10 protein-coding genes are annotated in these 13,170 nt (G+C 44.5%); 4 read left to right on the top strand and 6 right to left on the bottom strand.

Going from position 1 to position 13,170, the window contains the following annotated elements:
• The first annotated feature begins 59 nt into the window (after positions 1–59).
• Positions 60–3,590, top strand: coding sequence for a TonB-dependent receptor (locus BUR42_RS25835; protein ID WP_074242440.1), 3,531 nt, complete (start codon positions 60–62; stop codon positions 3,588–3,590).
• A 10-nt stretch (positions 3,591–3,600) separates the two neighbouring features.
• The gene (locus BUR42_RS25840; RefSeq protein WP_074242441.1) at positions 3,601–5,451 is read left to right on the top strand and encodes a RagB/SusD family nutrient uptake outer membrane protein; all 1,851 of its coding nucleotides are present in this window, start codon (positions 3,601–3,603) and stop codon (positions 5,449–5,451) included.
• Positions 5,452–5,502: 51 nt separating this feature from the next.
• On the opposite strand, the gene BUR42_RS25845 is transcribed toward BUR42_RS25840, so the two are convergent.
• On the bottom strand, positions 5,503–6,684 hold the full coding sequence (locus BUR42_RS25845; protein WP_074242442.1) for a metallophosphoesterase: 1,182 nt from the start codon (positions 6,682–6,684) through the stop codon (positions 5,503–5,505).
• Positions 6,685–6,961: 277 nt separating this feature from the next.
• On the opposite strand from BUR42_RS25845, the gene BUR42_RS25850 reads away from it, so the two are divergent.
• Complete coding sequence (locus BUR42_RS25850) at positions 6,962–7,741, top strand: NIPSNAP family protein (RefSeq protein WP_074242443.1); 780 nt, start codon at positions 6,962–6,964, stop codon at positions 7,739–7,741.
• 127 nt (positions 7,742–7,868) lie between these two features.
• Here the strand turns inward: BUR42_RS25850 and BUR42_RS25855 are convergent, their stop codons facing one another.
• The 5 genes from BUR42_RS25855 to BUR42_RS25875 are packed head-to-tail and all read right to left on the bottom strand — an operon-like array spanning position 7,869 to position 11,082.
• A complete protein-coding gene (locus BUR42_RS25855; RefSeq protein ID WP_074242444.1) occupies positions 7,869–8,642 on the bottom strand; it encodes a hypothetical protein in 774 nt (257 codons plus the stop codon).
• The gene (locus BUR42_RS25860) at positions 8,639–9,604 is read right to left on the bottom strand and encodes a hypothetical protein (RefSeq protein ID WP_074242445.1); all 966 of its coding nucleotides are present in this window, start codon (positions 9,602–9,604) and stop codon (positions 8,639–8,641) included. Before BUR42_RS25860 ends, BUR42_RS25855 begins: the two co-directional genes overlap by 4 nt.
• A 1-nt stretch (position 9,605) precedes the next feature.
• Positions 9,606–10,112 (bottom strand): hypothetical protein, encoded by a 507-nt coding sequence (locus BUR42_RS25865; RefSeq protein WP_074242446.1) that lies wholly within the window; start codon positions 10,110–10,112, stop codon positions 9,606–9,608.
• 6 nt (positions 10,113–10,118) lie between these two features.
• Positions 10,119–10,601, bottom strand: coding sequence for a hypothetical protein (locus BUR42_RS25870; protein WP_084185825.1), 483 nt, complete (start codon positions 10,599–10,601; stop codon positions 10,119–10,121).
• 1 nt (position 10,602) lies between these two features.
• Positions 10,603–11,082: a hypothetical protein gene (locus BUR42_RS25875; protein ID WP_074242447.1), complete on the bottom strand. Its 480-nt coding sequence runs from the start codon at positions 11,080–11,082 to the stop codon at positions 10,603–10,605.
• Between the two features lie 180 nt (positions 11,083–11,262).
• Between BUR42_RS25875 and BUR42_RS25880 the strand changes: the two genes are divergently transcribed.
• On the top strand, positions 11,263–13,011 hold the full coding sequence (locus tag BUR42_RS25880) for a helix-turn-helix transcriptional regulator (protein WP_074242448.1): 1,749 nt from the start codon (positions 11,263–11,265) through the stop codon (positions 13,009–13,011).
• Positions 13,012–13,170 lie beyond the last annotated feature (159 nt).

A 13,170-nucleotide genomic window follows, 5' to 3' on the forward strand; every position in this document is an offset into this window, starting at 1 on the left:
TATGAACGCTGTCCCAAAACAGACGTAACGGATTTTCTATTCTTCTAATTTACCACTTTATGAACAAGAGACTATTTTTATTGACGTCTAAATCAGACTGGTTGGTAGTAACCAGATTAATGCGGGTTGTTAAACTAACCGCATTATTACTTATCGTGGCAAATTTTTGTGCAAATGCCAAGACCTTTGCCCAGATCACCATGTCCCAACGAAATGTATCGTTGGAAAAAGTATTTAAAGAGATTCACCGGAAAACCGGCTATCAGTTCTTTTACAAGGATGAGCTGATGAAAGAGGCAAAGAAGGTGGATATTGACGTGAAAGATGCCAGCATTGAAGAAGTACTGGACATCTGTTTTAAAGATCAGCCTTTCGGTTTCACTATCACACAAAAGACAATCACTGTTGTGAGGAAGAATGCAGTGAAAGTGGTGACAGGCCATCCATCACCGCCTATTGTGATCAAAGGAAAGGTGACTGACTATAACAATGCCGGGCTTGCCGGTGTATCTGTTTCCGTGATCGGTTCCACAACTGGTGTGTTCACTGATATAGATGGTAATTTTACCATCACCGTTCCCGATAACAGTGTATTGAGTTTTACATTTATTGGGTTTAAAACGGAGAACCTTCGCGTAGGTAAAGAAAATACCACTGTAACTGTGATGCTTACCCAACAAGTATCTTCATTGAACGATGTAGTTGTGGTAGGTTATGGGACACAGAAGAAAGTATCCGTGGTAGGCGCAGTTACTTCCATCGGCACCAACGAACTACGTCAAAGCCCTACTACCAACCTCTCCAATGCACTTGCAGGAAGACTACCCGGTTTGCTGGTGAACCAGTTTGTGGGTGGTGAGCCTGGTGTGGACCAGAGTGATGTGTTTATTCGTGGTATGGCTACTTACAATACAGGTAACAACTCTCAAAAACCCATTGTGATCGTAGATGGCATTGAGCGCGACTTCCAGTATCTGAATCCGGAGGAAGTGGAAACCTTTTCCTTATTAAAGGACGCATCTGCCACAGCGGTTTTTGGTGTTAGAGGTGCCAATGGTGTAATCCTGGTTACCACGCGCAGAGGTAAATTGATGGATAAGCCCAATGTTACTTTCAAAGCTGCTACTGGTATTTCCGCACCTATAAAATTCCCTGAGTACCTGGGCTCTGCAGATTATGCCATGTTGTATAACGAGGCGCAGGACAATGATAAAAGTACCCGCACCAGGTTTACTGCAGAGGCCATCGAGAATTACAAAAAAGCAAAAGGCGATAACTCAGATGGACTGGGTTATAACATCGATCTGTTCGATTATGCCTTTAAACCCAGTATGCAGCAGGATTACAGTCTAAACATCCAGGGTGGCAGTAAAACCGTGAAGTACTTTGTAATGGCGGGTTATATGAACCAGGATGGTAACTATAAGCATACCAAACTGAGTCCTTATAATACCAACGCAGTTTTTAAACGTTATAACTTTCGCTCTAATATCGACATCAATATCACGGAGAATTTCTATGCGCGTTTGAACCTCGGCGGGCGTATCCAGAACAGGATCGCGCCAGGCACTACAGCAGCGCGTGTGGTGAATATCGCCAACACACAACCTTCTATCTACCCGATCATATTGGAGAATAACGATAATCCTGCAAACAAGTCCATCATCTACAAACATCCGGAAGGCTTGCTGTTCGGTACGCAATTGTATCGTTATAATATCCTTGGTGAGATTGCTTACTCCGGTTTTATCAACGAATACAAAACGTTCATGGACGGAAGTTTTGCGCTGGGCCATAAACTGGATTTCATTACAAAAGGTTTGACTGCCGAAGTACAATATTCTTATGATGTACAGAGTGGTAATACTGTGAACAGAACAATCCCGCACGAGTCTGAAGGTTATCGTGAGTATGGCGGATATGCCACTTTCTATCCGCAGGCCGGCGTAGATATATTCATGAATCCCAACGGCAGCCATTACGATGGTGCATATATTACACCGAAACGTTCAGACAATGCCACTATGAACAATGGTTACGATGGTAACACTCCGGGTGCACAACGCAAGACCCATCTGCAGGTGACATTGAACTATGCCCGGTCTTTTGGCAAGCATAGTGTGACAGGGATGTTACTGGGGCTTCAGCAACGCCGGACTATTATGAATGACGTTCCTTTCGGTAACCAGGGCCTGGCTTTCAGAGCTACTTATAATTACAACGACCGCTACCTGTTTGAGTTCAATGCCGGGTATAACGGATCGGAGAACTTTCCCAAAGGTGCCCGTTATGGGTTTTTCCCTGCCGTTGCCGCAGGATGGGTGATCAGCAATGAGCGTTTTATGGAGAATTCAGTCATCAATTACCTGAAGCTGAGAGGTTCTTACGGATTGGTAGGTAGTGATCTGTTGCCTGGCATCCGTTTCGGCTACCTTCAATTCTTTGAGGTAAATGGTGATACCTACAATTTTGGTGTTGGTCAGAACAATGGCGCACCAGCAAACGTGTATGAAGCACCGCTGGCCAACCTCGCACTGACATGGGAGAAAGCCAGAAAGACCAATATTGGTATTGAAGCAAGAACATTGAGCAATCGCCTGAGCCTTACACTGGATATCTTCAAGGAGCATCGTTACGACATCCTTACCACCATTCCTAATGACTATGGGACCAGGAACGTATCTGCCGTTGTTGGTCAGAACGCGCCGCAGTTGAACCTGGGTATAGTAGACAATAAGGGTTTTGATCTGGAAGTTGGCTGGTCAGATAATATTGGCAAGAGCTTCAGCTATTACATTCGCCCGAATGTATCTTTTGCCAGGAACAAGATCATCTACATCAATGAAATAGAACGTATTGCTGCCAATGGCAAGAATGTGGACTATGCCCGCCGTACAGGAAAGCGTATCGGTGAGCAGTTTGTATTTGAGTTCAGTCATTTTGTAAAGGACCAGGCGGAAGCGGACCAGTTGAATACATCCAACTACCAGAAATGGGGAGCACTGATACCTGGTGATGTGGTGTATAAAGACCAGAATGGCGACGGACAGATCACCGATCAGGAAGATCGCATCGCGATGGGTAATCCCCGGAATCCTGAGATACAGTTTGGTCTTCCTCTTGGCGTGTCTTACAAAAGTTTTGATGTCAGCATTTTGTTCCAGGGAGCCACTAATACCAGCGTTCAGCTGATCAATGCCGCAGCCTGGGATTTCCCTACTTACGGACAGGACATCATCGGACGTGTGAAGAATTTCCACCTTGCCCGCTGGACTCCGGCAACAGCAGCCACTGCTACTTATCCTGCATTGCATTACGGCACACATCTGAATAATAAAAACCCGAATAGTTCATTGTTCCTCGCAGACGCTTCTTACATGCGTTTGAAAAGCCTGGAAATTGGCTATTCCCTCTCCCCCAAGTTCCTGAAGAGGTTAGGTCTTACAAAAACAAGGTTCTATGCCCAAGGCCTGAACCTGGCTACCTGGGATAAACTGTCCACTTTTGATGTAGACCCCGAAACCAATACCGGGGGCGACTGGTACCCTATTCAGAAAGTATATAATCTGGGTGTTTACGTAACCTTCTAAAGCAGCAATCATGAAACAAAGAAAATATACCCTCTTAATAGTAATCGGCACAATGATAGGTGCCACCTCCTGCGAGAAATTCCTCGACAGGCAGCCTGACAATAAACTCAACGAACAGCAGGTATTCACTAACTGGGACCGCGTAAACGGCGAAGCGAACAAATTGTATCGCGACATGCGGGACCGTGACAAAGGGATTGTTACCCTGCAGGATTTCTCCATGTCCGGCATAACGGATGAATGTAAGGGTACCAAGGTAGAAACCGGTACACCTGATCTGTTTAACTTCGGAAGTTTTGGGCCATCCATCGGGATGCCTTCCAAAGCCAATGGTATTTACTGGCCGGATTATTATAACTCTATCCGTAAAGCCAATGTGTTCCTTGAAGGTGTGAAAAAATATAATTCTCCGGACAACCCGCTTCGTGAGGGAGATCTGAAGAACCGTGTAGCCGAAGCGCATTTTTTGCGTGCATATTTTCACTGGTTGGCAGCCCGCTTCTATGGCGACATTGTTTATATAGATTATGTACCCAGTCCCTCTGCTAATGAGCAATTCACTCGCAAGCCATGGCCTGAATTTGTGACGAAGATTGTTGCTGATCTGGACTTTGCCATTGCCGAGCTACCTGCCCGGCACGATGATGGTGAATTCGGACGAGCCGACAAGGGGGCCGCGATGGCCTTAAAAGCGATCGTTCTATATATGAACGCAAGCCCTATGTACAATGGAGGCAAGCTGCCCGGCAGCGATACCCGTGCCGGCCACGCACAATATGCGGCTTATGACAAGAGTAAGTGGAAGCTGGCCGCAGATGCCGCAAAGGCTGTACTGGACCTGAAAAATGGTTCCACACCACGTTACAGCCTGTATATGGGGAAAGGCACTGACTGGCAGCCGGAAAGCAATAACAAGGTGTATGCGAGAATAAAGCAGATCTATATCGATCAGCCGGCTATCCTCAATGAGTGGGTATTCTACATTTCCAATAATAAGGCAGAATCATGGCAAGGGGACCATATTCCACCTTCTTATGGCGGTGGTTCCCGTTTACAGCCAATACAGGAGCAGGTGGATGAATATGAGTTTGTAGGAAATGATGGTTATGGCTATGCTACCTACGATCCACAGGCTGCAGCCAAGGGCTGGGACGTGAACAATCCATATGCAAAACGCGATCCCCGCTTTTATTCTGATATTATGTATCATGGCAGTACTTACCAGAATAAGATTATCAATACTGCCAGCGGTGCTGATAAGATAGGAGCCAGTAATGCAACCTTTACAGGTTACTACCTGCGTAAGTTCTATCATGAAGATTGGAAACGTAGTGGCAGCTGGCCTTTGCACTTTCCTGTTATCCGCCTGCCGGAAATTATGCTGATCTATGCAGAGGCAATGAACCGGTTCAGTGGTCCGGGCAGCGATGTGTATGACATGTTGAACACGCTGCGCGCACGCTCATTCATGGCGCCGGTGCCTCCCGGATTGGATGAGGAAGCATTGCACAAATATATTCAGCGTGAGCGCCGTGTGGAACTTTTCTATGAAAACAAACGTTACTTCTATGCCCGCTGGAACCTTGAGCCGGATTCTCAGGTAGAGCTGGCACGGGAAAATAACTATAAAGGTGCTCCTAATCCGGCAGCAGTATGGCCTTATCCAAAAACGCAACGTTACGCGCATGGTATGCGTCCTGTTGAAGACCCTGCCGGTGCTATTGATATTGGCGGTGTCAAATACAGGATGGAGCGTTTTAAATTGGAGGACAGAATTTTTACTTCAAAGAATTACTACTGGCCGTTGATGCAAAGTGAACTGGCGAATGCGCCAAGCTTGCTGCAGAGCCCGAACTGGTAATGAGGATTTTTTATATTCAAAAAGCCCCGATCGTACGATCGGGGCTTTTTGTTAAGCACCCCGCTTTAGTGTAAGCACGGTGATCTCAGGCCATATACCCACTCTCCCCTTTAACCCGTGAAAACCAAAGCCTCTGTTCACATACAGGTACTTCCCGTCTTGTTGATATAATCCTGCCCACTGTTTGTAAACGTACTTTACAGGGCTCCATTTAAACCCGAAGAGCTCAATACCAAACTGCATCCCATGTGTATGCCCGGCCAGTGTAAGATGAACATGCTGATCATGGTCTACTGTCACTTCATCCCAATGTGAAGGATCATGCGACATCAATATTTTGAAAGCGTTATCCGGTACATCAGTGGTTGCTCTTTTCAGATCACCGTATTTTTGAAAGCCGCCTTTACCCCAGTTCTCCACACCAATAAGTGCTATGCTCTGCCCCTGTTTGCTGATCGTCACCGATTCGTTCAGTAATAGCTTGAAACCAATCTCTGCATGGATTTCTTTCAGGTGGTTAAGATTGGCATCCTTGGCTGTTGCATTTTCCCATCTCATATAGTCTCCATAATCATGATTTCCTAAAACCGAGTATTTGCCATAAGGCGCTTTAAGCTTTGAAAACAAGGGTATCCAGGGCGTCATTTCCGAGGCCATGTTATTTACCAGATCACCAGTGAATAACAGCAGGTCGCTGTTTTGCGCATCTGCCATGTCAAGGCCTTTTTGTACGCCTTTCACATCACTAAGGCTACCGGAATGCACATCGGAGATCTGGGTGATCGTGAAGCCGTCAAATGCTTCGGGAAGGTCTGGGAAATACAGAGTTTCCCTTTTTAATTTATAGAAGTGTCTGCCGCGTGTTAAACCAAACAGAATGATCAGGAAAAATATCCCGGCAAGTACAGCCGCTGCTTCACTCACATAAACACTTCTTGAAGGGAACCCTTCAAACACGCGCACTATATCTTCCGCCAGCAAAACCAACGAAGAAAATACCTTGGGAATGAACATCAGCAACATGGCTGACATCAATAATTGAATAAAGCGTTGTGCATTAATGCCCGTTCTGCGGGCAAATATGATGAACAGGATACCTGCCATCAAAGTAATGTCAATCAACCAATAACCTAAGTGGATCACCGGGTTCCCTGTAAGGGTCGTGATCGCCTGATAGAAATAAATATCACTCACCACAAAGACCAGTAACATCAGTAAAAGCCGTCTTGCCATATAACGAATATGTTTATATAGAAGACGAACAACGGGCGGAAATATTTTATGATCGCAGGATTTACCCAGGGGCTCTTTCTACAGTTGTTTACTGTCTTTCCCATAACGGACCACCCTGGATATGCAGGAGATAAATATTGTTTTATTTTAATGTTTTAATTAGCAGATGTTTCGGTAGGTTTGCAAATAATGCATAAAAATACCATGAAACCGGTATTGTTTAATTGATTGGTTTTGTGGATTTTCAAGTGATTTACAGACTAAACCCACAACCCATATGCAACGTAGAAAATTCCTTCAGTCTTCACTTGCAGCAACAGCAGGTATGATAACCCCCGGTCCTGCAATAGCAGGTGATAAACAGCCCCCACAAAAAGAAGTATACGAATGGCGTGAATATGAAATGCGCTTTGGTTCCGACCAGATGCAATTGGAGAATTATTTTAAGACCGCATTTATTCCTGCATTGAATAAATATGGTGTAAAAGCAGTTGGTGTCTTCAAAGAATGGAGGCAATCGGAACCGGCTAAATTTTATTTACTGGTTCCTTATTCTTCCCTTGACAATTATCTTTCGGTAAATATGAAAGTAAAGGCGGACACTGATTATATTAAAAATAGTGCCGCATATAACAGCGTACCAGCGGATAAGCCCATATATAGCCGCTTTGCCTCCTCTTTGATGATTGCTTTTGACGGTTGGCCTGCAATGGTTATCCCATCAGGTAAATCCCGGATCTTTGAATTAAGAACGTATGAGGGATATAGCGAAGATGCCGTAAGAAGAAAAATTAAGATGTTTAATGACGGAGAGTTCCCCATTTTTAAAAGGGCGAAGTTAAATCCGGTATTCTGTGGTGATGTGATTGCCGGCGACAGACAACCGCGTCTCACCTATATGATCACATGCGATAGTATGGAGGAACGTGAGAAAGGATGGGCGGCTTTTGTAGCTGATCCTGAATGGAAGAAGTTAGTAGGAGATCCTCAGTATGCAAATACGATTTCCACTATCAGGAATACCTTTTTGGTGCCAACATCCTATTCGCAGGTGTAAATATAAAAAGAGAGGCTTCCTGCAGAGAAGGCTTCTCTTTTTATTGTTTTACGAATCTCACGATGTTTTTCAGTAGGATGGCTATGAAATAGCATTAAACGCAGTTGAACAATAAATAGCTGCAGCACTATTCCCGTTCAAACCTCCTCAGCCCACCATCTTCATCAAAATCTATAGACCATTTTTCCCTGCTGCCAATGATAGTTCCGGGATACCAGCGTACCCTGTTATCCCAGATGGAGATATAAACGCTTGTTAAAGGCTTAGCGCCTTCAACTTCCGCGGCCTTTTCATTATAGGTTTTCGCAACCTTGGCCGCAGTGGTAAAATGGATCTTTTCAAGTGAAACCAGTCTGCTGGCAATACGGTCCTTTATGGATACCTGTTCAGGTTTGGGGGCAGACCATGCTCCATTTTGATAGACATAGTTATCAATGTATTCAGGGTTCTCCGGATGCTGTAGCATAGTGCGGATACTTCCATCACCATAAAAATGAATGGAGGAGTAGATGAAGATTTCTTTACCCGCATATTGAGGAAGGTTTCTTAGTGCCTTTTCTGCTTTTAGCAGACCATCTGTAAGCAAACGGGAAGAACGGGTTTTGATCGTAACTGATAAAGTAGAATCTATGCGCTTCTGAATAGATGAAGGAATGACTGCATCTGTTTCTATAGTAACAGAGAAACTGGAATCTTTTCTTTTTTCTATATGCTGTGTGATCGCTTCCGTTTCTATAGTGATAGAGAAGCTACTATCCATGGAAAAATGCTGCACAGATGGAGGCGGATCAACAGGCTTTTTAGTGGGCTCAGCAACAGGATGGAACGTTTCCTCAACAGTCCTCACCACCTGCTTGCAGGACAATAATAAACAACAGGCAAAAAGAAGTGGTTTCATCATGCATAGATTATTTCGTCCAGATCACTGGCAAAGGCGATCTGCTGAGGGTTTTCTTTAAGGTAGAAGATCTCCACGGCCTCCTGCCGCGTAACATCCAGGTGTAGGAGATCCACCAGTTTTTTGATACTGGCCTTGTGCTTTTTGTAATGTTCATCCATGAATTCAAGCTCAAAACGCACCATCGGTTGCTCATTGATGTAAGTTCCTGTTTGGCTGGCGCTCAGAAGTTTTGCACTTGTACGGATCCCTTTGAACTTAATGATCATTGATTCATCCGTATTGGCAGTGAAAACAGAAATGAACTTATCGAACAACCGGTAACCCAACATCACAATAGGGCAAACAAACAATGGATGATAGAAGCTGATAAAGCGCCATCCCATCCCGTTACTTTCCAATTTATAGGAAAATACATAATAGCCAATGATGAGAGCTGTCAGCGCCAACCAGCCAAGCATGGTCCACGTCATTATCATTTTCCTGATGCCGGCTTCGGAAGTGGCAAACATGAAATAGGGATAGGATGTCATGTCCTTATCGATCAGGATGTCTATTTTCTTTCCAGCCTCAAATCGTTGCTCATCGGGCTTTCCGTCATTTACAGCTGTCTTTTGAATGATCTCGGTGTTCACCAGGTTTTTAAAAGACAACGTGAGATCATAAACGTCCTGGGACACACTTTCTGAAGACAAGATGGTGGCAGTCCGGGGTATGCCATTCTGCTTCAACCGTTCAAAATTTCGCTTTGCAATAAAGTTGGACAGGATCCATTTGTAGAAATATCCCCACAGCAGGATCCCCCATAATATTATAGACACCAATAGCACGCCGAGCGCCACCCAGGGATTTGAGTAATCAATATCAGCGGATTCACTTTTGATGTTATAATACAGGATCATCGGGAAGGGAACCGCAAAGAAGAGCATGTAAAGGCTCCAGAATATACCCCAGGCGCGTGTCATATTACCGGTTGAATTTTGGCGTTTCCACTAATTTGATGTCGTGATCTTTGGCATATTGTGTTCCGATGTTATACAGCTTATCGTACTTGACCAGGAAGGTTTCGTACGATTTTTTATCCAGTTCTTCCATGGCTTGGGCTACCTCTTCCTGCGGAGCTTTCCGATCTATCATTTTGGCAATGGGTAAATGATCATTGCGATAGCTATCCAGCGTGAACTGGAAGAGGTCTTTGGAAGCATCCAGCATGGCTTTGGTATCTTTAGTAGGGAGTAACTTGTTCACGTTTTTCAAATTATTCTCTACCCGCAGGATCGCATAGTTTACCTGTTCTTCATAATTATACTGGCTGCTCCCTCTTTTGCTATAACCAAGCGCCGTAATAAAATAGTCACTGCCGAAATGGGAAACCGAATTGGCGTTCAAAGCCGCCGCGTCAAAATATTTTTCCGGCGATGCAGGGAGTTTGCAAGCAGTCAGCAGAAGCAGTAGGATCAAAATTTTTCTCATAAGTCATTATTTTACGAATTCCAGAATAGGGTTTAGTATTTGTTCGATGTACTCCTTCTCCCTTGCCTGATGTTTCTTACTGGTGCCGAACGCATCGCTGATCGCGTAGTTCTTTACGAACTGGTTCTTCTTCCTGCCTATTATATAAGTTATATCGCCGTATTCTGAGTTGGTGAGAATGGTCATTTCGTCGAAAGCCATTAATCTCTTTTTGAAAAGGTTCACCTTATATATAGAACGGGTCCTTTTGTCGAACAGGAAGCGGACGTTTACATGGAAGAGGTAATCATAAATGATGTAGAATAACAGGATCAGCCCTGCGGCAATAACTATCCTTATGATATCGGTATCCAGCAGGTTATGGAAAAAGATCAATGAACTAAACACCAGCACGAACAGGACCACGAATAACCTGATCTTAGGCATATAGGCAAAGTATGGCCGGATGCTTAGTTCGTAAGGTGTTATTTTTAACTGGTACTTGTTCATCTCAGGCTAATTCAATTCCCATAATATCGCTCATCTCGTTTACCGCATTCTGGGCAGGGCGGGCACTGAAAAGCCCCACAACCACCGGCACTCTTTTCTCCCTTCCATTCTGATCAAAGATGAGGAAGGCAGTGCTGTCCATGGTGATGGCTTTAAAGAGGTAGCTGCTGGTGAGTACGTAGAACTGCACAAACTCATCAAAGCGATAGGTGACCTCGGGGCTCAAAGCATTGTTTTTGTGTACAATGGTTTTGGCCGCGGTGTCGATTGTGAGTTTTTTGGTGGACCGTAGCAGGTTGATCAGGGCAAATACGACAAAGAATCCGGCTCCGAAGGCTCTGATCTTTTTCTCTGGCGGAAGGAGAAGATATAAACCTGCGGCTATCGCCAGGCATATGAGTGAACGGAGCAAAGCAGTAGAGGATTTGCTCTTCAGGTGGAATTTACTTCCTTCTTGTATGAAATAATTGTACTGGGTCATAGTGCCACAAATTTCCATCAAGCCCTGGCCTGTTTCCAAATTCCCCTATCCTACAGTACATCTACTTCCTGCAGATGAGGCGTCTACAATATGTCTACAGTTTGACTATAAGCATTGATTATCAATAAAATGTATCAACGCCCATATCTGATTCTTAGCGATTTATTGTAATTTGGCGGCATGAAATACTGCCTATATATAATAGTTATGCTGATGCCATTCGGCAGTATCGCACAGACGGGGGAATTGAACCAGCAGGCAGAGGTATTCCGGATCAATAAGGATTATAAGGAAGCAGAAGCCAGGGCAAGGCAAAGTGCTGCCCTTGCATTGCAACATGATAACTATACGGATGCTGCCAAGGCTTATACCCTCCTGACGGATATCAGGATCAATGCGCAGCAGCTTACGAACCTGAAACAGGTAAGTGATTCTGCCCTGGCACTCGCACAACAGGCAAAAAATCCTGTGGCCATGGCTTATGGATATTATTCCCAGGTACTGTTATACAAAATGCTGGACAACGGGGAGGATGTGGTGAGGTTTTGCAATAAGGGGCTGAAAGAGCTGGAGCAGGTAGACGATCCTTACATTGCCGCCAAGATCTATTACAGGCTTTATGTGGTTTATTCCGACTGGAACAATGAAGCCCGGGTGAACACCTATGCCCGGAAAGCCACAGAAAATGCCCTGCGTACGAAAGATTATAATCTCATGAGCAATTGCTATATGGCATTGTCCGTGGCACATGAGTATAATTATAATAGCACCAAAAACAGGCCGCAGCTGGACAGTACTCTCTTTTACCTGAATAAGGTGGAATCACTTTATCAGCAATACCCGGGGCAGGTGGCTAAGTTTACCTATGCCATCGCCTGTATTAACCTTGCCAATTGTTACCTCCGGTATTTTCCGGAAGCAGCAGCGAAAGGTATTCATTATGCCAGTACTGCCCGGGCTATATTAAATGGCTTACCGAATACTGAAGAGGTGGTGGCCAGCAGTTTAGGGATCTTAAGTGAATATGCCAGCCAGGCAGGAAATAAAGCGCAGACGGAAAGTTATCTCCTGGAGGCTTATCGTGTAATTAAAGCCCAGCAACCTCCTTATTATTATACACTCATTAACGTGGTACAAGCCCTTTCTGGTTTTTACGAACAGCAGGGAGATCATAAAAAAGCACTGGAATTTCAGAAGGAAGTAACGGAATATAATAACAAGAACTTCAACCAGAAACAGGCGCTGAATGCACAGAAACTGGAAATTCAGTATGAAACGGAAAAGAAGAATAACGAAGTGCAGATCCTGAAAGAGCAGGAGCGGAACCGCAGGCTGCAGAGTTATTTATATGGAGCTGTTGCACTGGTTGCAGTATTGGGGTTGATAATTATGTATCGTGCCAACCGTTTCAGAATGCGTTATGCATTGCAGCGGGAAAGACAGCTGCAACTGAAAGTAAAGCTGGAAAAAGAAGAACAGGCCAGGTTAAAGGCAGAACAACAACTCCTGGAAACGCAGCAGCAGCAATTGAAGAAAGAGGTTATGGCGAATGTGTTGCAGCTGGAACATAAGAATCAGACCTTACTTAATATAAAGGATAAACTTGCAGAAGGAGATAAGGTGAACATGCAAAAGATCCTCAAAGAAGAAATGATACTCGACAGCAATTTTGAACATGCAAAATTGCAGATCCAACAAGTACACCCCGACTTTTTTTACCTGCTCAATGAAAAGGCACAACGAAAACTCACTATGCTTGACCTCAAGCTTTGTGCCTACCTGTACCTCAAAATGGATACCCGCCAGATTGCCCAACTGATGAATATTGAAGCTAAAAGCGTAAGGATGAGCCGCTACCGTATCAAGCAGAAGCTAGGCCTGGATAAGGACGAAGACCTGAATAGCTTCCTCCAGGCACTGGGAGCTTAAGTATAAGGTACTGTACAACCCCATTTAATTTCAGGAACAAAAGTTTTGAAATATGAAAAACCTGCTTATCTTTATATTGTCAGACCAGACCAGAACAGACCAGTGGGCATATCAACCAGGTAAATTCCAGAAGACTATTATTCACTTTCCAAAACACCG

Source organism: Chitinophaga niabensis (assembly GCF_900129465.1).
In the GTDB taxonomy this organism is placed as follows: domain Bacteria; phylum Bacteroidota; class Bacteroidia; order Chitinophagales; family Chitinophagaceae; genus Chitinophaga; species Chitinophaga niabensis.